The 24,740-nt window shown below is 50.5% G+C and carries 20 protein-coding genes; 18 read left to right on the plus strand and 2 right to left on the minus strand.

What is annotated here, in order from left to right; translation table 11 throughout:
• Nucleotides 1-8: 8 nt before the first annotated feature.
• A complete protein-coding gene (locus ACFQ0N_RS19015; protein ID WP_379329011.1) occupies nt 9-410 on the minus strand; it encodes a TIGR04086 family membrane protein in 402 nt (133 codons plus the stop codon).
• A gap of 245 nt (nt 411-655) precedes the next feature.
• Here ACFQ0N_RS19015 and ACFQ0N_RS19020 point away from each other — a divergent pair, with 245 nt between their 5' ends.
• Nucleotides 656-1,348 carry a DUF421 domain-containing protein gene (locus ACFQ0N_RS19020; RefSeq protein ID WP_379329013.1) on the plus strand — a complete coding sequence of 231 codons (693 nt, stop codon included), beginning with the start codon at nt 656-658 and terminating at the stop codon, nt 1,346-1,348.
• A gap of 35 nt (nt 1,349-1,383) precedes the next feature.
• Here the strand turns inward: ACFQ0N_RS19020 and spoVB are convergent, their stop codons facing one another.
• Entirely contained in the window at nt 1,384-2,964 is a 1,581-nt protein-coding gene (gene spoVB / locus ACFQ0N_RS19025; protein ID WP_379329015.1) for a stage V sporulation protein B, read from the minus strand.
• Nucleotides 2,965-3,133: 169 nt separating this feature from the next.
• Here spoVB and ACFQ0N_RS19030 point away from each other — a divergent pair, with 169 nt between their 5' ends.
• The 17 genes from ACFQ0N_RS19030 (at nt 3,134) to ACFQ0N_RS19110 (ending at nt 24,673) form a co-directional block, all read left to right on the plus strand.
• Nucleotides 3,134-3,373 (plus strand): post-transcriptional regulator, encoded by a 240-nt coding sequence (locus ACFQ0N_RS19030; RefSeq protein WP_379329017.1) that lies wholly within the window; start codon nt 3,134-3,136, stop codon nt 3,371-3,373.
• Between the two features lie 179 nt (nt 3,374-3,552).
• Nucleotides 3,553-4,815: a protein translocase subunit SecD gene (gene secD, locus ACFQ0N_RS19035; protein ID WP_379329019.1), complete on the plus strand. Its 1,263-nt coding sequence runs from the start codon at nt 3,553-3,555 to the stop codon at nt 4,813-4,815.
• Entirely contained in the window at nt 4,805-5,728 is a 924-nt protein-coding gene (gene secF / locus ACFQ0N_RS19040; RefSeq protein WP_379329021.1) for a protein translocase subunit SecF, read from the plus strand. The genes secD and secF overlap by 11 nt, the downstream gene beginning before the upstream one ends.
• A 78-nt stretch (nt 5,729-5,806) precedes the next feature.
• On the plus strand, nt 5,807-6,715 hold the full coding sequence (locus tag ACFQ0N_RS19045) for a cation diffusion facilitator family transporter (protein ID WP_379329023.1): 909 nt from the start codon (nt 5,807-5,809) through the stop codon (nt 6,713-6,715).
• A 22-nt stretch (nt 6,716-6,737) separates the two neighbouring features.
• A complete protein-coding gene (gene recJ / locus ACFQ0N_RS19050; protein ID WP_379329025.1) occupies nt 6,738-9,239 on the plus strand; it encodes a single-stranded-DNA-specific exonuclease RecJ in 2,502 nt (833 codons plus the stop codon).
• Complete coding sequence (locus ACFQ0N_RS19055) at nt 9,236-9,748, plus strand: adenine phosphoribosyltransferase (RefSeq protein WP_379329027.1); 513 nt, start codon at nt 9,236-9,238, stop codon at nt 9,746-9,748. Before recJ ends, ACFQ0N_RS19055 begins: the two co-directional genes overlap by 4 nt.
• Before the next feature lie 142 nt (nt 9,749-9,890).
• Nucleotides 9,891-12,071 (plus strand): RelA/SpoT family protein, encoded by a 2,181-nt coding sequence (locus ACFQ0N_RS19060; protein ID WP_379329029.1) that lies wholly within the window; start codon nt 9,891-9,893, stop codon nt 12,069-12,071.
• Nucleotides 12,072-12,100: 29 nt separating this feature from the next.
• Complete coding sequence (dtd, locus tag ACFQ0N_RS19065; RefSeq protein WP_379329031.1) at nt 12,101-12,547, plus strand: D-aminoacyl-tRNA deacylase; 447 nt, start codon at nt 12,101-12,103, stop codon at nt 12,545-12,547.
• Nucleotides 12,548-12,645: 98 nt separating this feature from the next.
• A complete protein-coding gene (locus ACFQ0N_RS19070; protein WP_379329032.1) occupies nt 12,646-12,825 on the plus strand; it encodes a hypothetical protein in 180 nt (59 codons plus the stop codon).
• A gap of 83 nt (nt 12,826-12,908) precedes the next feature.
• On the plus strand, nt 12,909-14,426 hold the full coding sequence (locus ACFQ0N_RS19075) for a coproporphyrinogen III oxidase (protein ID WP_379329034.1): 1,518 nt from the start codon (nt 12,909-12,911) through the stop codon (nt 14,424-14,426).
• Between the two features lie 643 nt (nt 14,427-15,069).
• Nucleotides 15,070-16,323, plus strand: coding sequence for a histidine--tRNA ligase (gene hisS, locus ACFQ0N_RS19080; RefSeq protein ID WP_379329036.1), 1,254 nt, complete (start codon nt 15,070-15,072; stop codon nt 16,321-16,323).
• A gap of 32 nt (nt 16,324-16,355) precedes the next feature.
• On the plus strand, nt 16,356-18,173 hold the full coding sequence (aspS, locus tag ACFQ0N_RS19085) for an aspartate--tRNA ligase (RefSeq protein WP_379329038.1): 1,818 nt from the start codon (nt 16,356-16,358) through the stop codon (nt 18,171-18,173).
• Between the two features lie 68 nt (nt 18,174-18,241).
• Nucleotides 18,242-18,988: a tRNA threonylcarbamoyladenosine dehydratase gene (locus ACFQ0N_RS19090; RefSeq protein WP_379329040.1), complete on the plus strand. Its 747-nt coding sequence runs from the start codon at nt 18,242-18,244 to the stop codon at nt 18,986-18,988.
• 103 nt (nt 18,989-19,091) lie between these two features.
• A complete protein-coding gene (locus tag ACFQ0N_RS19095; RefSeq protein ID WP_379329042.1) occupies nt 19,092-20,402 on the plus strand; it encodes a replication-associated recombination protein A in 1,311 nt (436 codons plus the stop codon).
• A gap of 295 nt (nt 20,403-20,697) precedes the next feature.
• Entirely contained in the window at nt 20,698-22,017 is a 1,320-nt protein-coding gene (locus tag ACFQ0N_RS19100) for a hemolysin family protein (RefSeq protein WP_379329044.1), read from the plus strand.
• A gap of 181 nt (nt 22,018-22,198) precedes the next feature.
• Entirely contained in the window at nt 22,199-22,564 is a 366-nt protein-coding gene (locus ACFQ0N_RS19105; protein WP_379329327.1) for a BlaI/MecI/CopY family transcriptional regulator, read from the plus strand.
• Between the two features lie 6 nt (nt 22,565-22,570).
• A complete protein-coding gene (locus ACFQ0N_RS19110; RefSeq protein ID WP_379329046.1) occupies nt 22,571-24,673 on the plus strand; it encodes a M56 family metallopeptidase in 2,103 nt (700 codons plus the stop codon).
• Nucleotides 24,674-24,740 lie beyond the last annotated feature (67 nt).

A 24,740-nucleotide genomic window follows, 5' to 3' on the forward strand; every position in this document is an offset into this window, starting at 1 on the left:
ATCTTTCCTCAATTTTTTTTCGTATTGACCCCGATCATACCGCCCAGTGCTCCGCAAGTTAAAGCCGCGCCGATCATTGTAAGCGTGTGTGAGGTGAAGGAGGCATTGGAGGCGAGAAAACCGACAAGCAATACGAGCAAACCATAAATTAGACCGAGCAGCCCTCCGTAGTACCAGCCTTTTTTCCCCGATCTTCTTCCGGAGACAAATCCTCCGGCAAGTGCGGCCAGCCCGTGTACAATCAAGCTGCTTGACAAGAGCTGTTCCTCTCTCAAGCTTCCCCATTTGAGTAAAATCGACAGCGTAATTGCTCCCAAAGCAAGCCAGATTGCGGCATAGATAATGCCTGACAGCATCGGCGAGTTGATCGGTTTTTTAGAAACTTCTTTGAATGAATGGCCGATTTTCATTAGTAACTCCTCCTTATGACGTCATCGTATTTTTGCTGCATACGTTCTGATGTTTACTACACCTTATGGTCAAGCTCCCCCAAATAGTACAAGTTTTACACCAACTCGTATCATTTCTCCCATAAATTCGAAGCTTATGCGCTGCATGACGCTGCTGGTCTTCGGTGACAATAGAGGAACAGTCTTGGGACAGAAGGGTGGTTATAAATTTGGAGATAACAGCACATATCACAAGGACGTTAGCAATGTATGTTACCATATTTTTAATTATCCGATTAATGGGCAAGCGCGAAATCGGAAAGCAGTCGGTGTTCGATTTAGTTATTTTTGTGATGATGGCTGAAATGGCGGCCATTGTCATTGAAGATACGAAACGGCCGTTCATGCATGGCTTGCTTCCGATACTGGTCCTTCTCATTGTACAAGTATGTCTGGCGCTTATTTCGCTTAAGAGCCGCCGTCTGCGGTTACTGTTTGACGGCAAGCCGACGATCCTGGTTGATCGCGGCCAGTTGAATCGTAAAGCGATGCGCAAGCAGAGGTATTCACTGGACGATCTGATGCAGCAGATGCGGGAGAACCAGATCGCTACGATGAAAGATGTCGATTTCGCTGTACTAGAGCCTTCGGGAAAGCTTTCCATTATAAAAAAAGAGTCAGCTAATAATACGGCTGGAAATACAGCTGCGAATAATCAAAAACAGGGAAAAGAGCTGCCAAAACCATTTCCTAAGCACTATCGTTTCGAATCGTTGCCCGTACCGTTAGTAATGGATGGCAAGCTTATTGCCGAAAACTTAAAATCCCTCGATAAGGATCGCTTTTGGCTGAACAGTCAATTGAAGGCGAAAGGCGTTAATGAGTTGAAAAATGTTTTTCTGTGCACGATCGATCATCGCGGCGAATTATATATCAATGTAGAGCATCAACTGCGGTAGAAGCTTTGAGCGGCTCAAAGCTGTTGCCGCAGTTTTTATTTGAACCACCGGTTAAGATATGGGATGCGGGCAAGATCGTAGCGGTCAATTAAGCCGAGCTTGACCATCAGCAGCAAATAGATCAGAAGGCCTATTAAGCAGGCGGCGACCAAGTTAAGCGGCAAGGCCGGCATGAGCTGCTGCTTCATGAGCCAAAGAGACGCCGCGCCCATTATGATCATTGCTCCTCCTACTTTAATAAAATCAAGGTACTGCATCCGGAAGCCGATAAACCGGGTAACGCTAATCCAGTGCAATACCGTAACGAGAACCGTATTGACGTTTATGGCGATTAATGCGCCATAAATGCCAAGTTCGGGCATGGCCGCAAGCTTCATAATAAGCAACAGCTTGACGATCGCTCCGATAAATGTATTGGATAAGGCAGTGCCCGGTTTGTCCAATGCTTGCAATGCCGCTTGCAGCGGCGCTTGCATATAGATAAATAAACCAATAGGCGCCATCCACGTCAGCATAGGGGCAATCTCGGCATAGTTGTACAGCAGCCGGCAGATCGGATCGGCAAATAGCGCCATTACGACCACGAACGGAGCACCGGTCACTAAAGCCAGCCGCATGGATTGATGCAGTCTTTTATGAATCAGTCTGCGATCCCCTTGAGCAGCTGCCTCCGATAAGGAGGGAACGAGCGAGACGGCAAGCGAATACGTCAGTGCTGTAGGCAGCAGCAGGACGGGAATGATCATGCCCTGCAAGGCGCCGTATTGGGCAGTCGCCGCAGCGGTAGCTATGCCGGCGATTGCGAGCGCGCGCGCAGTAATGATCGATTCAAACAGATATGAAAAGGAACCGATCATTTTGCTTCCGGTCACCGGTATAGAAAGGCTGAGCAGATGGCGCAGTATCGGCTCTCTTTTTTTGGGGCGGTCTGACAGTTTTGCCTCCCCGCCGCTGGCTGGCTCAGCCTGTCCAGGCTTGCTGCTGCGCTTATGCCGGCGATAGTGCCATAGCAGAACGAGCAATCCGGCTATTTCTCCGGCAATGACGCCGATCATAGCACCGGCAGCAGCCCAGGCCAGACCGTACGGGAGCATCCAGACGGCAAAGGATAACTGGAAAACGATGCGAATGGCTGTTTCTACTGTTTGGGATACGGCGGTAGGAATCATGTTCTGTTTGCCTTGGAAATAGCCGCGGTACACTGAGGAAATACCGATAATGAGCAGCAGGGGACTCATACATAGGAATGTTTGATAGACGCGCGGGTCTGTCATGAGCGTCGCAACCATCCAAGGCGTGAACCATATAAAGGCGGCTGTTATGACAAGCGAGAACAGGATGATAAACGCCATAGCTGTATGGAAAATTTGCTTGACCCGGTGCGAGTCTCCTTTTGATTCCGCCTCTGCCACCCATTTGGCGATTGCCAGCGGAATGCCGCCAGTGATGAGGGTCAGCATGACGAGCAGGAATGGATAAGCGAGCTGATAAAGACCGACTCCTTCAGCCCCGATAATTCTGGGAAGTGCGATGCGCGGCACAAAACCGAGTATGCGATTAATGATCCCGGCCATGAGCAAAATTAAGGCGCCTTTAATGAATGATTGCTTGGTCACGGTCATATCCCTCTCTTTTATGAAATCCTTGTTCAAGCATATGCACGGCATGTCCGTTTCCATGTCAATTATTGCATATATCCGGCGTCAAGCAGGAAACCGTAAATGAGAGGGCGAATAGAACTAATATAGCTGCCGAAGATCGTTGTGCATGAGGGAGGAACTGGCAATGACAGAAGAGGAATGGAGCATGGCAATCGAGCAGTTGTGCCAGAGCAAGGCTGAGGAATTCCGGCTGGTCGGTTATGAGTATGTAACAGCCGAAGAAGTGTGGCAATGCGTCAGTGAGAAATATGCCAAATCCGGGCAGCCGGCAATGCATCAAGTCGTTAATGATATTTTATCGTTAAAAGCGACAAAATTTATGAATTATTTAACAATAAGTGCCTATCGCGGAACTCAGTTTTAAGGGATGGGCTTCTTTTTTTTGACTCGTTTTTCCGGCATCGCTATAATAGATAGCATGACGAGCGCTAGGACAAGCATTTCTGCCATACTAAAGGGAAAGATTGTCTATGGACGCAGGATGAGCCGGAGCGTGCCAGCGCTGTTGGGACTCATCAATTATAAGGGGGAACTTGAGGCACTATGAATCGTCGTTTGCTTTATTTTGTGCTCATCGTGGTCGTATCGATAGCCGCTGTTGGAGCAACGAGCCCGTGGTTTGTAAAGCAGGTCAAGCTGGGCCTTGACCTCAAGGGCGGATTTGAAATTTTGTATGAAGCGAAGCCGCTTGTAGAAGGGGGCAAAATTACGCAGGATGCGCTGCGGCAAACGGCAAAAAGCCTTGAGCGCCGCGCGAATGAAACCGGCGTAGCCGAGCCTGAGATCACGCCCGAAGGCTCCAATCGGATCAGAGCCAAAATTGCCGGTGTTACTGACGAAGCCAAGGTGCGCGACATTTTGAAGAAGCCTGCCGAGCTTACGTTCCGCAGCGCCAGAGACTGCTCTGAGGATGCCGGCTATTGCAAGGTAGAGCTGACCGGCATCGATTTTGTCGAGGGCGGAGCGAGCATTCATCAGACGCAGCTTGGCGGCTGGGAAATCGCGATCAAGCTGAAAGATTCGAAGAAATTCGGCGAAGTAACGAGAGAAATTGCCAAGCTTCAAAAGAATCAATTGGCGATTTTTCTGGACGAAGAAATGATTTCTTATCCAAATGTCGACCGCGAAATTCCGAGCAGCGAGGCCGTTATTTCAGGCAGCTTCACGCGCGATGAAGCCAAAAATCTGGCCGACACGATCAATCTCGGCGCACTGCCGCTTAAGCTGACGGAGAAATATACGCAAAGCGTAGGCGCGACGCTGGGACAAATGTCGCTGGAAAAAACGCTGTTTGCCGGCGGGCTGGGCACGATTCTGGTTCTGCTCTTTATGCCGCTGTTCTATCGCGTGCCGGGGTTGATTGCCAGCTTCTCGATTATCGTTTATATTTGGGTGCTGCTCATCGGCTTCTATCTGATCAATGCGACGCTCACGTTGCCGGGCATTGCCGCATTTATTCTCGGGATCGGGATGGCCGTCGATGCCAACATCATTACGTTCGAGCGGATACAGGAGGAGCTGCGCAGCGGCAAGAGCGTTTTGTCCTCGCTAAAAGCGGGCTCGAAAAATTCATTCCGCAGCATTATCGATGCCAACTTGACGACCGTTATTGCCGGCCTGGTGCTGTTCTTTATCGGTACAGGTTCGGTTAAGGGCTTTGCCGTCATTCTCATTTTGAGCATTATCGTTAGTATTCTTACAAACGTGCTTTACTCACGATTGCTCCTTTATTTGCTCATTCGCAGCAATTTCTTGAAGAAACCGGCTTACTTCGGCGTGAAGGAGAGTGAAATTCGTGAGCTCTAAGTTTGGATCGCAAAACCGGAATTTCAGTTTTGTTAAAAAAGCGCGTATTTTCTTCATTTTCTCGCTCATTATTACGGTGCTGGGGATTGCGACGCTGGCGATCTTCGGTCTGAATTACGGCGTCGACTTTCGCGCGGGCTCCAGCGTCGATATTGCTTTGAAGCAGGATTTGAGCGGTCGCAAAGCGGAAATCGAGCAGTTTTTGCAGGAGGGCGGATTCGGCACTCCGGTTCTGACGATCGGCTCTGACCGGATTACGATGCGCTTTGATGAAGAGCTGAAGGACGACAAGGAAAAGGCGCTGAAAGAGGGCTTCGCACAGAAGTTCGACAAGCACGCCTCTATGGAAATCAACACCGTCGACGCCGGGATGGCCAGAGAATTGCAATTTAACGCTTTGAAGGCGCTCGGGATTGCCAGCATCGGGATCATTATTTATGTGGCGATCCGTTTTGAGTGGCGCTTTGGCGTCGCGGCGATCATCGGCATTATGCACGCTGCGTTCTTTGTTATAAGTATGTTCTCGATCTTGCAATTGGAGGTTACTTTGACCTTTATCGTTGCTGTCTTGACAATCGTCGGCTATTCTATCAATGATACGATCGTTATTTTTGACCGGATCCGCGAAAATATGCGCTTCGCCAAGCTGAAAACAACAGAAGATTTAATCAAGCTGGTCGATGATAGCATATGGCAAACATTGCGCCGCTCGATTAACACGGTTGTCACAGTCGTTATTTGTGCGCTTAGCTTGTTCCTGTTCGGCAGTGAATCGATCAAGCTGTTCTCGCTCGCTATTTTGTTCGGTCTTATCTGCGGCGCGTACTCTTCGATTTTTATTGCCAGCCCGTTATGGGTATGGCTGAAAAGCAAGCAAAAGAAAGCGGCCGCAAAATCGCCAGCCGCATCTTAATCGGACAAGCAACCGTGCAAGCACTTATGGAGAAGTGCAAAGCCTCTTGCTGTTATGGGGACTTTGGGGGGATCCATGATGTTAGCAAACCAACGATATGCCAAAGCGGAAGCGGCCGCATGGATGGCGCTGCTCGGCAATATTGGCATTGCTGCGATCAAAGGCGGGATCGGCATGCTGGGAAGCAAGGCGCTTCTGGCAGACGCATGCCGGTCCGCTTCTGACGCGACAGCGGCTTTTGTATCACTGGCTGGCTTGCGCCGCTGCCGGCAGCTGGGCGCCTTTGAGGCGCCCGTGCCGGCGGTTAAAGGTAGAACGGAAGGCGCTTCCGGCGTGTTTGCTTCTATTTTGCTTATGATTATGGGCTTGGAAATCGGCATTTCGGCGATCAAATCGATTGCCGACGGGGTTGAGGACGGGCCGGGATGGCCAGCAGTAACTACTGTAATCATCGCTTTTTTTATTAAGGAAATTTTCTTCCCGGTCAAAGAGCGGCGCCTTGACATGTACGCTTCCATCGCGGCAGTTGTCGGCACTGGAGTTGCTGCACTCGGCGAACCGCTGGCATTGCCGGTGCTCTATTATTTTGATCCGGCTGCATCTCTAGTCATTGTTGTCATTGTATTTGCCAATGGCTATAGAATTGCTTCGATGTCGGTGCTGAAGAACCAGCATATTCAAGAAGAGCCTGCCGATATTAACGAGTTAAAAACTGCGGTGCAGCGCATTGAAGGTGTAGTGACGGTCGAGGAGCTGCGTGCAAAAGAGCATGGCCATTATGTCATTGTAGATGTCGTCATTAGCGTCAATCCGCGTATTACTGTGCTGGAGGGCAATGAAGTTGCCCGCCGGGTCAAATATTTTTTAATGCGCCGTTTTTTACATGTGACCGATGTCATTGTTGCTGTGGAGCCATACGATCCGGGTTATCCATACAAATCGAATCATGATCCGAATCAGGAGCAAATGCCGACGCTAATGCAGTAGCGAGCGGCGTTTGCTTTTTGGAGTGAAGGAGGGGGACAATCTGCTTCAAGCGAGGACGAGATGGGACATTGCTGCGCTTGACGAGGCCGGAAATCAGGAGGCTGAGCTTCTGTCGCGCACTTTGGGCGTTCCGCTGCTTATCGCCAAGCTGCTCGTACAGCGCGGCTATGGCGAGCCGCAGAAGGCAAAAACCTTTTTGCATGGCGGTCTGGAATGTCTGCACGATCCCTTTATGCTGAAGGGAATGCGTGAAGCGGTAGAACGGATTGAGCTGGCAAGGGCTGCAGGTGAAAGAGTGCGCATCTATGGCGATTATGATGCGGACGGAGTTTCTTCGACGACGCTGATGACCTGTTTGTTTCAGCGGCTTGAGCTGCAGTTTGATCATTATATTCCGCATCGATCGCTCGAAGGCTACGGCCTTAATAATAAGGCGATCGATTTGGCCGCGGAAGCGGGAGTAACGCTGCTCGTTACAGTAGACACCGGCATAAGCGCGGTCACGCAGATCGATTATGCCAGAGAGCGCGGCATCGATGTCATCGTTACGGATCATCACGAGCCGCCGGCTGTTTTGCCTAAAGCGGCTGCCCTTATTAATCCAAAATTGCCGGATTGCCCTTATCCGTTCAAAGGGCTCGCCGGAGTAGGTGTCGCATTCAAGCTGGCGCAGGCACTGCTCGGTGAGCCGCCTATAGAATGGACGGATATTGTCGCCTTAGGCACAATCGCCGATCTGATGCCGCTAGCGGATGAGAACCGGGTGCTTGTGCGCTATGGCATTGAGCGGCTGCGCCAATCGGACAAGCCCGGCTTTCGGGCGCTTGCTGAAGTGGCGGGCATCGATTTACATACTATTACTGCTACCAATGTCGCTTTCGGCATGGCGCCGCGCATTAATGCCGCCGGACGGCTTGAACATGCCGACCGCGCTGTAGCCTTGCTTACAGCAATAGATGAAGAGAAAGCTTCATCAGCAGCTATCAGCCTCGATATGCTCAATCGCGAGCGGCAGCGCGTCGTCGAAGCGATCGTTAAAGAAGCGGAAGCGATATGGGAGGCCAAATGCGCCGAGGCAGCTGCGGCCGGCAAACTTGCGCCGGCTGTTGTAGTTTTGGCGGGAGAGGGCTGGAATGTCGGGGTGGTGGGCATTGTAGCGTCCAAATTTGTCGAGAAGCTATACAAGCCGGTCTTGATTTTAGGGATAGATCCGGAGACCGGAATGAGCAAAGGCTCGGCCCGCTCGATAGACGGCTTTGATTTGCACGCCGCGCTGACTGCCTGTGAAGAACTGCTTGATCATTATGGCGGACACCAGGCGGCGGCTGGCATGAGCCTGCAGCGGGAGAAGCTGCCTGCGCTTGAGGAACGGCTTAGCGAGCTGGCGCGGCAATGGCTGCAGCCTGAGGACTGGATTCCGAAAACGACGGTCGATCTGACATGCACGATAGAAGAGGCTTCACTCGCCGTACTGGAGCAGCTCTCCTTGCTGGAGCCGTTCGGTGCAGGAAATACTGCTCCCAAGCTGATGCTCTCCGGCACGACAATAGCCGATTACCGGACAATGGGAAAAGAGAAAAATCATTTGAAGCTGACGCTGAGCGCTCAAGGCCTGCTGCTGGACGGGGTAGGCTTCGGCTTGGGGATGGCCGCCGAGCGGATTTCGAACGGCGCTGGAATTGAATTGGTAGGCGAGCTGTCGCTTAATGAATGGAACGGACGCAAGAAAGCGCAGTTTATGATTCAGGATCTGCGGATAAAAGATGTTCAGCTTATCGATCAGCGCGATGTTTCTCCGCTCACGGCATTTAAACAGCTTCTGGCGGATCAGAGTCTGATCAGCGGCGGTGCGCTGGTAGTCGTGCCTGATCAAGTATGGCGCGATGCGCTGCTTGCAGCCGCCCAAAAAGCGGCAGGGGGGCTGCCGCCTTCGCTTGTCATTTCGACGTATGACGAATTGGAAGAGCGGCTTGAACTGGCCGGCAATTCGCTTGTTCTGTGCGGCAGGCCCAAATCGGCAGACCGCTTGATAGCTTTGCTGCAGCAGTGGACGAATCTGGAGCGGGTCTATGCTTGCTACAATCGCTCGCATCAGTTGGAAGAAGGGCGGGGAGCCGGCGTCGGGCGCAGACAGTCTGAGGCGGGAGCGTTCCCGGACCGCGCTGCTTTCGGACAGCTTTACCAGACGATGCGGCGCGTATGTCCGCTTGAAGGAAGCGGGTATACGGAGCGTTTGACGGCGATGATGGGATGGCCGGGGGCAACAATTTCTTTCATGCTGCGTGTATTTGCGGAGCTGGAACTGGTTAGCGCGGCTGAAAACGGCCTTCGTCTGCCGGCGGCTCCGAAGAAGCGGGATCTGTCCGAGTCGGAGACTTACCGCCGCGCCCGGCGCACTGCGGAAGTTGAACAAATATTGTTTGCGGACACAGCGCAATTGGCACAATGGATTATAGAGCAAAAAAATGCAGCGCCTATGCAATCATCAACCTACGACATTAAACAAGGAGTGGCCATTTCATGAATTTCAAAGATTATATTCGCGTAATTCCTGATTTCCCGCAGCCGGGAATTCGTTTTAAAGATATTACGACATTAATTAACGACGGCGGGGTCTACCGTGCAGCTATTGAGGCTATTCAAGCAGGCATAGCGGACAAATCGTTCGACCTGATCGCCGGTCCTGAGGCGCGGGGCTTTATTGTCGGCGCTCCGCTGGCAGTTTCTTTAGGCTGCGGCTTTGTACCGGTCCGCAAAAGCGGCAAATTGCCGGGAGAAGTTGTGGAGGCAAGCTACGGCCTGGAATACGGTACAGACAAGCTGGCGGTTCACAGCAATGCGATTCGCCCGGGTCAGCGTGTGCTTATTGCCGACGATTTGCTTGCAACGGGGGGGACGATTGCGACGACGATCGATTTGATCCGCCAGTTGGGCGGAGAGGTTGTCGGAGCTGCATTTTTGATCGAGCTGGGCTATCTCGATGGCCGGAAAAAGCTCGAAGGCGTCGACGTGTTTTCATTAGTCACGTATTAATTGCAATAAGAGCTGCGGAAATCGGCGGAGGCCGATGTCCGCAGCTTTCGTCGTTTTCCGCGCACAGGACATGACAAATAGTTGACGTCATGCCGTTTGTGGGGGCATAATAGGAGAAATAGCAGTCGGAAAGGGTCGTTTCATGGGCATTGAGCAGTTAATTGAAAAGGCATCGACCTATATGAAGGAACAAGATATCAGTCTTGTTATGGACGCCTATACATTTGCAGAGCAGGCTCATCACGGTCAAATCCGCAAATCGGGCGAGCCTTATATTTTGCATCCGGTCGCAGTAGCCGAAATTCTTGTTAATATGCAGATGGACGTGCTGTCTATTATTGCAGCTTTACTCCATGATGTAGTAGAGGATACTACAGTGCCGCTGGCTGAATTGCGCACGCGGTTTGGCGAGACGGTAGCCATGCTGGTGGACGGGCTGACCAAGCTGGAGAAGATTCAATTCCGTTCCAAGGAAGAACAGCAAAATGAGAACTATCGCAAGATGTTTGTAGCGATGGCTCAAGATATTCGCGTTATTCTCATTAAGCTGGCGGATCGGCTGCATAATATGCGTACGCTCAAGTATCAATCGGAGGAAGCGCAGCGCAGAATCGCATACGAGACATTAGAGATTTTTTGTCCGATTGCACACCGGCTCGGGATTTCGGCGATCAAATGGGAAATGGAAGATATTTCGCTTCGTTATTTAAATCCGCAGCAGTATTACCGCATTGCTAATCTGATGAAGAAGAAGCGCGCGGAACGTGAAAAGCATATAAACGATGTTATTTCCCGCATTGCAGAGAAGCTTGGCGAGATGGGCATCGAAGGCGACATTTCCGGTCGTCCCAAACATATTTACAGCATTTATAAGAAGATGACCGCTCGCAATAAACAGTTTAATGAAATTTATGATTTATTGGCGATTCGGATCATCGTTGACAATATTAAGGATTGCTATGCTACGCTGGGCATCATTCACACGCTGTGGAAGCCGATGCCTGGCCGTTTTAAGGATTATATTGCAATGCCGAAGGCGAATATGTATCAGTCCCTGCATACGACCGTTATCGGACCGACAGGCGAGCCGACGGAAGTGCAGATCCGTACATGGGACATGCATCGCACAAGCGAATACGGCATTGCAGCTCACTGGGCCTATAAGGAAGGATCTGTCGTGCCGGGCGATAATTTTGAGGACAAAATGACGCTGTTCCGGGAAATTATCGAGCTGCAGCATGAAGCGCGCGACGCGTCCGAATTTGTGGAATCGCTCAAGATGGATTTTTTCTCCGATCTTGTCTTTGTTTTCACGCCCAAAGGCGAGGTGTTCGAGCTTCCTGCCGGCGCCGTGCCGCTTGATTTTGCCTACCGCATTCATACCGAGGTCGGCAACCGGACAATCGGCGCGAAGGTGAACGGGCGGATTGTACCGCTTGATCATAAGCTGAAGACGGGCGATATTGTGGAAATATTAACGTCGAAGCATTCCTACGGGCCAAGCCAGGATTGGATCAAGATTGCCCAGTCCTCACACGCCCGCAGCAAAATCAAGCAATGGTTCAAAAAAGAAAAGCGCGAGGAAAACGTGCTTAAAGGGCGGGAACTGCTGGAACGCGAAATCAAGCGGCTCGGGCTGGAGCCGTCCGTATGGCTTACCGATGACAAGCTGCTGGAGGCGGCGCAGAAGTTTACCTTCCACGATATAGAGGATATGCTGTCGGCGATCGGCTTTGGAGGCATTACAGCTGCACAGATCTGTACCAAGCTGACGGAGAAGATGCGCAAGGAAGCGGAAGAAGCCAATCAAATCGAGCTGACGGGCGAGAAGAAGGAAGTCAAGACGCCGCCGCAGCGCAAAAATCGCCCGACCCACGGCGTGTCGGTTAAAGGCGTCGACAACCTGCTTGTCCGTTTTGCACGCTGCTGTAATCCGGTCCCCGGCGATGAGATAATCGGTTATATCACCCGTGGACGGGGAGTGTCTGTGCACCGGGCCGATTGCCAGAACATTCCGGTTGGCGGCGAAGATGAGGAAGCGGCGCGTGTAATTGAAGTGGAATGGGAAGAGTCCGTAGAAGCCAACTACAGCGTCGATATAGAAATTACTGGGCATGACCGCCGCGGCTTATTGAATGAAGTGCTGCAGGCAGTGTCGGAAAGCAAGACGAACATGTCCGCCGTATCCGGCCGCTCAGACAAAAATAAAATGGCCATGATCCATATGACGATATTGATTCGCAATATTGATCATTTGCATGCCGTTGTAGAAAAAATTAAACGGGTGAAAGACGTATACTCCGTGCAAAGGATTATGCAATAGCATTAGGAGCAAGAGAGGGAAGCGATAGCATGAAAGTCGTAGTCCAAAGAAGCAAGGCGGCATCGGTCACCGTTAATGATGAAGTTGTCGGCGAAATTGACAAAGGGCTAGTCCTGCTTGTCGGCATCGGACCCGAAGATACGGAGGCCGATCTTAACTGGATGGCTGAAAAAGTGACCGGATTGCGCATTTTCGAGGATGCGGAAGGCAAGATGAATTTATCGGTGCAAGAGATCGGCGGGCAAATATTGTCGGTATCGCAATTTACGCTATACGGCGATTGCCGCAAAGGAAGACGTCCTAATTTTATGGGAGCGGCCAAGCCGGACATGGCGGAGAGCCTGTACAATGAATTCAATGCTGTGATGAGGCAAAAAGGGATGAGCGTCGCCGAAGGCCGATTCGGGGCGATGATGGACGTTCAGCTTGTTAACTGGGGGCCGGTAACTTTAATTATCGACAGCAAGGAGAAGTAAAGTGCTGCCAATATTTCCATGGTTCCGTCTGTTTGATTAGTTTGGTGATTAAGGGCAACACTATATGCTGCTAGCAAGTGCAGCAGGAGGGTTGCCGCATGCATCAATCGCGCAAAGAGCAAGGGATAGAACGGGCAGGTAAGCAATTATTGCAGCCAGAGCGTAATGAGGCGCTGCTGTTTGCTTCGCTTGAGGAGGAACTGTTCCTGGACATGAATGCATTGGCCGATGGAGCGGCATCGTCTCGTTATCAGGAAACGAAGGGCGGCCGCTCATAAACTCATTTTGGTAATAAAGAGGCGGACAGTAGGCGTCGAGCAGACGAGCCTGGCTGTCCGCTTCATGCTGGGAGAGGTGTATCATGCTTGTACATTTGCAGGCGGAGGATATGACATTTGAGCGTTCATTGTCGCATATCGTCCCCTTATTTTTTGAAAATGTAAAAACTTCATTCGGCCCGGAAGAAAATGAAAATGCGGATATCGTCATCGCATTGACGGCCGAGGATGACGGCCGGTCGATTCATGCCTCGGCCGTCATGCATATCCGGGCAGGAGGCATGCGGCAGGCCGAGCATAGCCGGACGCCGGATGATGTGGCCGGTCATGAGGAGCGCAGGAGAAACTACAAGCAGGCGCTCTGTTTCGTTTTGCTTGATGTCTTGCAGCAGGAGACGGGGATTGTTCAGCCTTGGGGGATCTTGACGGGTATTCGGCCAACGAAGCTGCTGCACGAGCGGATGCGCAAAGGCGTCGACCGCGAGACAGCCTACCGCGAACTGAGGGCCGATTATTTAATTTCGGATGAAAAAATTGCGCTTATGGAGCGAATCGTGGATCAGCAGCTCTCGGCATTGCCTGATTTATACGATTTGCGCAATGAGGTAAGCATTTATATCGGGATTCCGTTCTGCCCAACCAAATGCGCATATTGCACCTTCCCTGCTTATGATATCAATGGGCGTCAGGGCTCGGTCAGCGGCTTCCTGGGCGGGCTCCATCATGAAATAAGAGAGATCGGTAATTGGCTGCGGCAGCATCAAATCAGCATTACAACGATTTACTTTGGCGGGGGCACACCGACCAGCATTACGGCAGAAGAGATGGATGACTTGTATGCTGCGATGTATGAGTATTTTCCCAATGTGAACGATGTACGGGAGATTACGGTGGAAGCCGGACGGCCGGATACGATAACGCCAGAGAAGCTTGCCGTGCTGCGCAAATGGGGGATCGACCGCATCAGTATCAATCCCCAGTCCTATATTCAAGAAACGCTGGAATTGATTGGCCGCCACCATACCGTGCGCGAAACAATCGAAAAATTCGAGCTGGCTCGGGCATCCGGTATGAACAACATTAATATGGACCTCATTATTGGCCTGCCTGGCGAAGGAGAGGCGGAATTTGCCTATACGCTGGCTGAGACGGCCAAGCTTATGCCGGAATCTTTAACTGTGCATACCCTCTCGTTCAAGCGGGCATCCGAAATGACCCAGCATCGCGGGGAGGCAAAGTATAAGGTAGCCGGCCGCGAGGAAATTAACCGGATGATGGAGCAAGCCGTAAAATGGACGGAAAAATATGGCTATGTGCCTTACTACTTGTACCGGCAAAAAAATATTTTAGGCAATCTGGAAAACGTCGGCTATGCGAAGCCTGGCATTGAAAGCTTATACAATATTGTCATCATTGAAGAAATGCAGACGATAATCGGTTTGGGCTGCGGCGCATCGAGCAAATGGGTCGATCCGCATACGGGAGCCATTGGGCGGCTGGCAAATCCAAAGGAGCCAAAAGCGTATAACGACACCTATTTGCACTATACAGAGGCGAAGATTGAAGCATTAAATAAATTGTTCCGTATCGGGCACAGCTAAATTAAATAGCCGGTCCTGCACTGTACATCAATTGTGGAGGGCAGGACCGGCAAGCCTGCTTGCATGCGCTTTATTTTTTGTAATGGAACTGTAATCTGTTTTCAATGTTTGTTTAATGTCCTGCGCCTATAATAATAGTCGACCCCCTTTTTTGAATATAGAATATACATTGAACCTGCAACCCGTCGTTGTAGGTTATTTTCTTTTTTGGGCTTAAATACAATCCGCTTGACAAGCGGCATTGAACGCCCTACAATGAGTGTAATATTGTGTCGATCCGTTGAAGGGACCGCGTTGTACAATCAGTACCTATTCAGAGAGGGATTCCGTGGCTGCAAGAATCCTTAGTGTGCCTGTACGAACAGACTTCCCGGAGGACATATAGTGAACGGTTTCCGGCTTGCCTGAAGCTCATTAGCTATTATGCGTAGTCGGGCGTTAACCGAGTGAAGCGAATTGTGGCGGCAGTCCAATTAGAAATTGTTGGCGTTCCTGCTTTATAACAATTCGGAATGTGGGTGGTACCACGGTAGCAACGCAACTCGCGAGCTCTCGTCCCTTGGCCTTATTAGGCAGGACGAGGGCCTTTTTTTATTTTGAATAAGCGAGCAGAAAATGAAGCAGCGATTGGAGGGGACATGCGATGAATTTTCAGAAGCCGCCAGGCACTCAGGATTTTTTGCCGGGCACTGTGGAGAAATGGCAGTATGTTGAGAATAAAGCGAGAGAAGTATGCCGCCGTTTCAACTTTCGGGAGATTCGCACGCCGATCTTTGAGGCGACTGAGCTTTTTCGTCGCGGTGTAGGCGAAACGACCGATATTGTGGAGAAAGAAATGTATACCTTTCAAGATAAAGGTGACCGCAGCATAACGCTCCGTCCCGAAGGTACAGCGGGCGTTGTCCGTTCCTTTGTGGAAAACAAGCTTTACGGCGAGCCAGATTTGACAAAGCTTTATTACATGGGGCCGATGTTTCGCTACGAACGGCAGCAGGCAGGCCGTTACCGCCAGTTCCATCAATTTGGCGTGGAGGCGCTGGGAGCCGTTGATCCTGCATTAGATGCCGAGGTGATCGCGCTAGGCTACACCTTTTACACGGAAGTTGGTTTAAAAGGAGTAACGGTAGAAATCAATTCGGTCGGCACGCCGGCGGTTCGCGCTGCTTTTCGGGAACGGCTGCTGCAATTTTTGCAGCCTATACGTGATAAGCTGTGCAAGGACTGTCAGTCCCGGATGGAGCGCAATCCGCTGCGGGTGCTCGATTGCAAGGTGGATCAGGAGCATTTTGAAGGCGCGCCTTCCATTCTGGATAGCTTGGACGAGGAATGCAGGACACATTTTGCCGCCGTGCAGCAGCATTTGAGCAGCATGAACATTCCTTATTCGATCAACCCAAGGCTTGTACGCGGACTTGATTACTATACGCATACAGCTTTTGAATACAAAGCTGCCGGCATTGGAGCAATCGATACGATTGGCGGCGGCGGCCGCTATAACGGTCTGGTTGCCGATATCGGCGGGCCGGATCAGCCGAGCGTAGGCTTTGGGATCGGTCTGGAGCGTACGGTTATGCTGCTGGAGAACCAGCAGGCGGAACTGCCTGATTTGCACAAGCTGGATGTCTATGTTGTAGCGCTAGGCGAGGCGGCAGAACGTGAAGCGACGCGCGTGCTGCACAGCTTGCGTCAGCATGGCTGGAGCGCGGAACGCGATTATCAGGGGCGGAAGATGAAGGCACAGCTCAAATCGGCGGATCGGCTGAATGCGCGTTATACTGCAATTCTGGGCGATGACGAATTGGCCCGCGGTGAAATCGCGCTGAAAGAGATGGCGACCGGCGAGCAGCGCATGGTAGCCTTGGATCGTCTGTGTGAAGAATTAGCTGCAACCAAATAAATAAAAGCAGATTAAAAAGGAGCGACATTACAATGATGTTAAAAACACACCACTGCGGCACACTTTCAAAAGCGGATATTGGCCAAACGGTTACATTGAATGGCTGGGTACAGCGCCGCCGGGATCTTGGAGGCGTATTGTTTATCGATCTGCGCGACCGCACAGGGATTGTACAAATCGTATTCAACCCTGATTTCTCCGGCGATGCGCTGGCGATTGCCGACCGTGCGCGCAATGAATATGTGCTTGCCGTACGCGGGCAAGTCGTTGAGCGCGATGCCGAAACCGTAAACACCAATATCGCTACAGGCGAAATTGAAGTCCGTATCACGGAAATTGAAATTATGAACGCATCCAAAACGCCGCCATTCCCAATTGAGGATGGGGTGGAAGTGGATGAGGCTATTCGGTTGAAATATCGTTATCTGGATCTTCGTCGTCCGGAAATGCAAAATACGCTGCTCCTCCGTTCCAAAGCGGCAAAAATTTTCCGCGATTTCCTCGACGGCGAAGGCTTCGTCGATGTCGAAACGCCGATTTTGATCAAAAGCTCGCCGGAAGGCGCACGCGATTATTTAGTGCCAAGCCGGGTTCACCCGGGCGAATTTTTCGCTTTGCCGCAATCGCCGCAAATTTATAAGCAGCTCTTGATGGTGAGCGGTCTGGAGCGCTACTATCAAATTGCCCGCTGCTTCCGCGATGAAGACTTGCGTGCCGACCGCCAGCCGGAATTTACGCAGGTGGACATTGAAACCTCCTTCCTAAGCCAGGATCAATTGCTGGCCCTGATGGAGCAGCTTGTAACGAAGCTATTCCGCGAGACGGTTGGCGCTGAAATCCCAGCGCCATTCCAGCGGATTACCTATGCTGACGCGATGAACAAATACGGCTCTGACAAGCCGGATCTTCGCTTCGGCATGGAGATGGAGGATATTACCGACATCGTCTCCGGCAGCGATGTAAAAGTATTCGCATCGGTAGCGGCCTCCGGCGGTGTAGTGAAGGCACTCAATGCCAAAGGCTGTGCAAGCTGGAGCCGCAAAGAGCTGGATGACCTGCAGCCATTCGCAGCGCGTTACGGCGGGAAAGGCCTGGCGTGGGTTACAGTGAAAGAAGGAGAATGGCGCGGGCCGATCGTGAAGTTTTTCAAACCGGAGGAAATTGCGGCGCTTACAGAACGGCTTGCGGTAGAAGAAGGCGATTTGCTGCTATTCTCGGCCGACAAGAAGAAAGTCGTCGCGGATGTGCTTGGCAACCTGCGTCTGAAAATCGGCAAACAGCTGGGCTTGATCGACGAATCGCAATATAAGTTTGCTTGGGTTGTGGACTTCCCGCTGCTCGGCTGGGATGAAGAGGCCAAGCGCTTCGTAGCGGAACACCATCCGTTTACTCGTCCGAATGACGACGATCTGGCGTTGTTCGACACAGATCCGGGCCAAATTCGCGCACAAGCGTATGATCTTGTATTGAACGGCTACGAAGTCGGCGGCGGTTCCATGCGGATTTTCAAGCGCGATGTGCAGGAAAAAATGTTTGCGGCGCTTGGCTTCACGATGGAAGAAGCGCATGACAAATTTGGCTACCTTCTGGACGCCTTCGAATATGGCACGCCTCCGCATGGCGGCATCGCCTTCGGATTTGACCGCCTAGTGATGCTGCTGGCCGGACGGACGAACCTCAGGGAAACGATTGCCTTCCCGAAAACGGCAAGCGCTACAGAGCTCATGAGCGATGCGCCGTCAGAAGTCGATATTTCCCAGCTGCAGCAGCTGCATATCCGTACTTTGCCTAAACCTGGCAAACAGCCGGAAGCAGCCGCAGCTGGCGCTAAGCCGTCAGAGGGCAATTAAATAGGTTGATGCGCGTCCCCCCGCTGGGACGCGCCATTTATATGAAGACGAGGAGGCGTGCTGCATATATGCTGCACCAGTTTTCGCGAACAGAGCTGGCTATAGGGCCTGAGGGTCTGGAACGGATGAGGAAAAGTACGGTCGCTGTGCTTGGGGTAGGTGGTGTCGGCTCAATGGCGGCAGAAGCGCTTGCCCGAACAGGCATTGGCCGTATTATTCTGATTGATAAAGATGTAGTTGACATAACCAATATTAACCGGCAAATTCATGCACTGACGACAACGGTCGGACAACCGAAATCGGATTTAATGAAGGAAAGAATCAAGCTTATTAATCCGGAGTGCGATTGTATATCGCTGCGGATGTTTTACACGGAAGAAACTTATGAGCAATTGTTTCAATATCCGCTGGATTATGTTCTGGATGCGTCAGATACGATATCGTACAAAATCCATCTCATCAAAGAGTGTCTGAAGCGGAAAATTCCGATTATTTCATGCATGGGAGCCGCTAACAAGATGGATCCAACCAAGTTCCAGGTTGCGGACATTTCCAAGACGACGATGGATCCGATCGCTCGTGTTGTCCGTACGAAATTGCGCAAGGACGGCATTAAAAAAGGCGTAAAGGTTGTATTCTCCACAGAGGAGCCGCAAAAGCCGCGGGAGGATGTGACACAGCGGATTGTGCCGGAAAATGCGCCGGAAATTCGCAAAGCGCAGCAGCCGCCGGCAAGCAATTCCTTTGTGCCGCCTGTAGCCGGACTAATTATGGTTAGTGTCGTCGTGAAGGATTTAATGGCGGCTGAAGCTTAAGAGTAGAGGGAATGCCTCCTAATCCGTTGATCCTGCGGCTGTTCTGATGCGGTGATCAGCGGATTTTTTCTCACAATGGTTAACAAGGGAAAGAGGGATGATAATGGATTTATTCTCTTTTCAGAACGAGCCGGAGACGCCCCGGGCAAAATTGCTCGCTGACCGCATGCGTCCGGCAACGATCGAGCAGTATATTGGACAATCCCATATTGTCGGCGAAGGAAAGCTGCTGCGGCGGGCAATTGAAGCGGATCAAGTATCGTCGATTTTGCTTTATGGCCCGCCGGGCTGCGGAAAAACGACACTGGCTCACATTATTTCACAGCGCACACAAGGCGAGTTTGTCAAGTTGAACGCAGTCGATGCATCGGTCAAAGATGTGCGCGAAGTGATCGAGCAAGCCAAAATGAATAAAGCGATGTACGGTAAAAAAACGATTCTCTTTTTAGATGAGGTCCATCGCTTCAACAGCTCGCGCCAGGACGCATTGCTTCCGGCGGTAGAGCAGGGAATTATTATTTTTATCGGGGCTACGACTGAAAATCCGTTTCATTACGTGAATGGCGCATTATTGTCCCGTTCCACATTATTTCAGCTGGAGGCTTTGACACGGGCGGATGCACTGGAAGCGATGCGGCGGGCGCTTGCGGACAAAGAGCGGGGGCTCGGTTTTATGGATCTGGAGGTTGACGAGGAAGCTTTGGAGCATATTGCGAATATGGCTGGCGGAGACATCCGCCGCGCGCTGAATGCAATTGAGTTAGCTGCTGTTACAACGCCATCCAGACCGGACGGCTCTGTCCATATTACGCTTGAAGTTGCCGAGGAATCGATTCGCAAGCCGACTATACGGGCAGATGAGTCGACGCAGTACGATGTACTGTCCGCTTTTCATAAAAGTGTGCGCGGCTCCAGCGATGCGGCATTGTTTTGGTTTTTGTATGCGGTGGAAAAGCTTGGTATGGACCCGATGGTATTTGTCCGCCGCTTAATTGTAGCCTGCAGTGAAGATATCGGTTTGGCCAATCCGCAAGCGATGGTACAGGCTGTAACGGCAATGGACGCCTATCATAAGATTGGCTGGCCGGAGGCTAAATACAATATTACGCAGGCGATTTTGTTTGCTGTAGAAAGCCCGAAGTCGAACGCGGCGGCGATTGCCATCAGCAATGCCATGCATGCAATCGAACAGCTTGGCACAGCCGAGGTGCCTCTTCATTTGCGGGATACACATTATAGCGGCGCAGAAAGGCTTGGGCATGTCGGCTATAAATATCCGCATGATTATCCGGGGCACTATGTTAAGCAGCAATATTTGCCTGACCGTCTGGCCGGGAAAAGCTTTTATCGCGCGACAGAACAAGGCATGGAGGAGAAAATAAAAATAAATCAATCCCGAAGAAACGGGAAATAATGGGCTGCCAAGTATTAAAACTGAGCAGGAGTCAGTAAAAGGCGCATAAAGGCTGACCATAGCGCCATAAACATGAAATATAAGCGGAAAACGGCGTTCTTGCTCCTAAACCGAAGTTTGACGGAAGTAAGTACAATCGACTAATCTAGTATTATAACAAATTTTTATAAGTCGTTATTTTATGTCCAGAGGGAGGTGTACCTGTCATTGGGCGAGCCGACTTGCTGCAAGGCGCCTGATGCACAGGGAATAGTTGAGTGACCCGTTACCCATACTGTTGAATGGGATTGTAATTATGTTGCTCGTATTTTTGAATGGCTTTTTCGTATCGGCTGAGTTTGCGATGGTAAAGGTCAGAAGCAGCCGAATCGATACGCTGGCCATGGAGGGCAATCGCCGCGCGCGATTTGCCGCCAATGTAACGAATCATCTCGATGCTTATTTATCTGCTTGTCAATTAGGAATTACATTATCGTCTCTTGGGTTAGGGTGGATTGGTGAACCAGCGATCGTGAAGACGATTGAACCGCTGCTGTTAAAACTGGGCTTCAATGCCACACTGATTCATTCCATTGCATTTATTATCGCGTTTTCGATCATTACTTTGCTGCATATCGTACTGGGCGAACTGGCTCCCAAGACGATTGCAATCCGCAAGGCGGAATCTGTGACAATGTGGACAGCTCTGCCGCTGATCGCCTTTCATAAGGTGATGTATCCTTTTATTTGGCTGCTGAATGGCACGGCCAACTGGATTTTGAAGAAATTGTTTGGCATAGAACCGGCCGCCGAGCATGATTCGGCCCATACGGAAGAAGAGATCCGGATTTTAATGAAGGAAAGCCACAAGTCCGGATTAATTGATAATACTGAGCTGACGTTAGTGGATAATATTTTTGAATTTGCGGAAACCAATGCCCGTGAAATTATGATTCCCCGCACGGAGATGATCTGCTTGTATGCCGATCAGCCGTTCGAGGACAATAAAGCTGTAGCTCTTAAAGAGCTGCATACCCGTTTTCCATTATGCGACGGCGATAAGGATAATATTATCGGATTTGTTCATATAAAAGATTTGCTTAAAGCGTCAACGCAAGGGGTTCAAGATATACGATCGATGGCGTGGCCGATTACGACTGTGCCGGAATCGATGCAGATCAGTTCATTGCTCAAGCTGATGCAGAAGAAAAAGACACAAATTGCATTGCTGATCGATGAATATGGCGGCACATCGGGAATGGTTACGCTAGAAGACATTATGGAAGAAATCGTCGGCGAGATCCAGGACGAATTTGACAAAGAACGCCCCGATATCGAACGTCGGGACGACAATACTTTCTCGGTAAACGGCATGATGCTGATTGAGGAAGTCAACAGTTTCTTCGGGCTGGATATATCGACGGACGATTATGATACAATTGGCGGGTGGCTGTATTCGCAAATTGAAATTCCGCCATCGCGCAATCAGCGCATTGTTCATCCGGACGGTTATGAATTTATTATAGAAGAGACCGACCATCTGCGTATTTCCCGGATTATCGTGCATAAATTAAGTCAGAGCGAACAACAGGCCGAGAACCTGCAGCAGTCTGAGCTGCAAGTAGGCGCCAGTTAATTCGAAGGGTGTCCCCAAAATTAAAATTTGGGGCGCCCTTTTTGTATGGAGCAAGTATAACGTTGGCGTGCGGCAGCAGCCGTCTAAAAAAATAGCTGGACCCTCTTTACTTTTATAAACGACAATTGTAGAATATAAAAAAGACAGTTGTAGAAAACGGAGGCGATCTGTTGTGAGCAGTATGAAAAAACTTCCTGATGCTGAGTTTGAGATTATGAAAGCAGTTTGGTCGCATGAGCCGCCGCTCACTACTAATGAAATAATTGCCGGTTTGGAGAGCGGTAACAGCTGGAAACCGCAAACAGTGCTTACTTTACTGGTGCGGCTTACTGAGCGCGGTTTTTTACGGAGCGAAAAGAAGGGCAAGGAACGGACCTATTTCCCGCTTATTACGGAGGAGGAATATTTGCAGTTCGAAACGGGCAATTTCATCGAAAAGTTTCATCAAAACTCTTTTTTAAGTCTGGTCAATACGCTGTACAAGGGCCGAAAGCTGGATGATGGCGATTTGGATGATCTGATGAGGTGGTTGAAGGAAAAGGAGTGAGGCAGGATGGAGAAATTGTTGATGGCATGGGGGCAAAGCACGATTGTGATGTCGTTTTTGATCATATGCTTTCTCCTTCTTCAGCCATGGTTGTCCAACAAGCGGAAGTATTCCGCCAAGTGGCTGTACTATACTTGGCTCGTAATCGTCATCGGACTATTGATTCCGTTTCGGCCGCAGATAGCATCTCCGCTCATTGCGTTTGAGCAGCCTGCATCATCTGCAAAGGCCGGACAGCATGATATTTGGTCCCCGCCATTTGCGTCGGGAATAGCTGTTGGTGCAGAAGCGGCAGGAGGAGCTGCTGCGGACGGGACGGCGGAATTGGCAAGGCCAAACGGCGCTTCGCTGCTTGCATCCGTCGATTGGTATCAGGCTGCAAGCTATGTGTGGATTGCCGGTGCCGTCATTTTTCTTTTGTTCCATGTGATTAATCATCGCAAATTTATGAGTCTGGTAAAACGCTGGAGCAGCCGGATAACCGATCACGCTATGCTGGAAATTTTAGCTCAGCAGCAAGCGGAAATGAAAATATCGCAGCCTGTGACGCTAAAGGCTTGCCCGTTCATCGCCAGTCCGATGATGATTGGTTTTGTGCGGCCAGTCATTCTATTGCCCGTACATACATTTACGCCCGATGAATTGCGGTTTATTTTCAAGCATGAACTCATTCACTGGAGACGCAGTGATTTATGGTACAAAATTGCCGTTTTGGCGGCAACGGCGATCCATTGGTTTAACCCGTTCGTGCATCTGATGGCGCGCGCCATTGCAATCCAGTGCGAGAAGGCCTGCGATGAAGCGGTACTTGCGCATACCGGTATCGAAAACAGAAAGCTGTACGGGGCGATGATCCTTGGTGTAATCCGGAAGCAGACGTCAAGTAAGACTGCATTTTCCACTACTTTTTATGGAGGTCGAAAAGAAATGAAAAACCGGTTAAGCGCTATTTTGGATAGCGGCAAAAAAAGAAAAAGTATAGTGCTCCCATGTTGTGTACTGCTTGGAACGCTGGTGTCGGGGGCCGTGTTCGCTGAGAACGAGGAAGCAGAAAGGCAATCAGGGCAGTCGGAGCTAGCGGCCCGGCATTTTGCAAGTGATCGCATGAGCGGCGCCACGACTTATTCGGTTGGGATGGAAGCGGGCGAAGCAGAGTATGACTATGAGAAGCTGCTGGGAGCAAATTGGAAAGAGATGACTGTAGCGCAAGTTGAAGCCAAGCTGGAGCAAGCAGAGGCGGAGCAAATGGAAAAAATAAAAAAATCGGCAGAGCTTGAGGGAGTGAGCATTTCCTCTTCGTATGTCGATCGTGCGCAAAGCGGGTTGAGTACGGCATTCAGTGTTTTCAAGAAGGATGCCAAGGGCATTGAGCATGAAATTATGCTGGAACTGGCATATGAAGAGGAGATAAAAGATAAGAACAGCATTACAATGAAAGAAAAAGAGCGGATTTTCACCCGAAGTTTTCACGATATTAAAAAAATGATCACGGACAAATCTTACGATGCGTTGAGCCAGCGGGATCTGGCCCGCAAGTTGCAAGCTGAGCTTGTCCAGATGGCAGCAAAAGCAAAGCAGGCAGGAGCGAATATGACGATCAACTATGAAATTGTATCCTACGCCATCGATGGGAGAACGTATTATCAAAAGTATGAAGATGTGCTGCAGCAGGAGCAATCGCCGAAGCAGTGGGCGGCCCAGCATAGCTTTCAGTATGTTAAGCTCGATATCCGCGTCTCGGATATGAGCCGGGAAGAAGCGGCGCAGTTTGAACATGAGCTGCATGTGAAGTATAGAGGAAAGAATATGATCGTTGAGCTAAATGATTTTGTCTACGATCTTCGCGCAGAGGATGTCGTCCATTTCTCCAGCTACAGTTCCGCCCGCAATCGGGATTTTATCGTAAAGGTAGAAGCGAAATATACGATATTTGATCAAGTAAAAGTGGAGGAGTTATCCGAGCAGCAGGTAGATGATACTGTGAACGGTGTGCTCGCCGGGAAGCAGTACAAATCTGCAGCAGATCTGCAGTCGGACATGATCAAAGCGCTGGCTGATAAATTCGGGGTTGATGCGAGCTATTTTGTTGTTAACGTTATTCATTCCTAATGTTCAAATATTTTGACCAAAAATAACCTCCTGGCAGGAGGGCTGACCGAAGGCAATTCGCCTTAAC

Source organism: Paenibacillus sp. GCM10027626 (assembly GCF_042676285.1).
Lineage (GTDB): Bacteria > Bacillota > Bacilli > Paenibacillales > Paenibacillaceae > Paenibacillus_Z.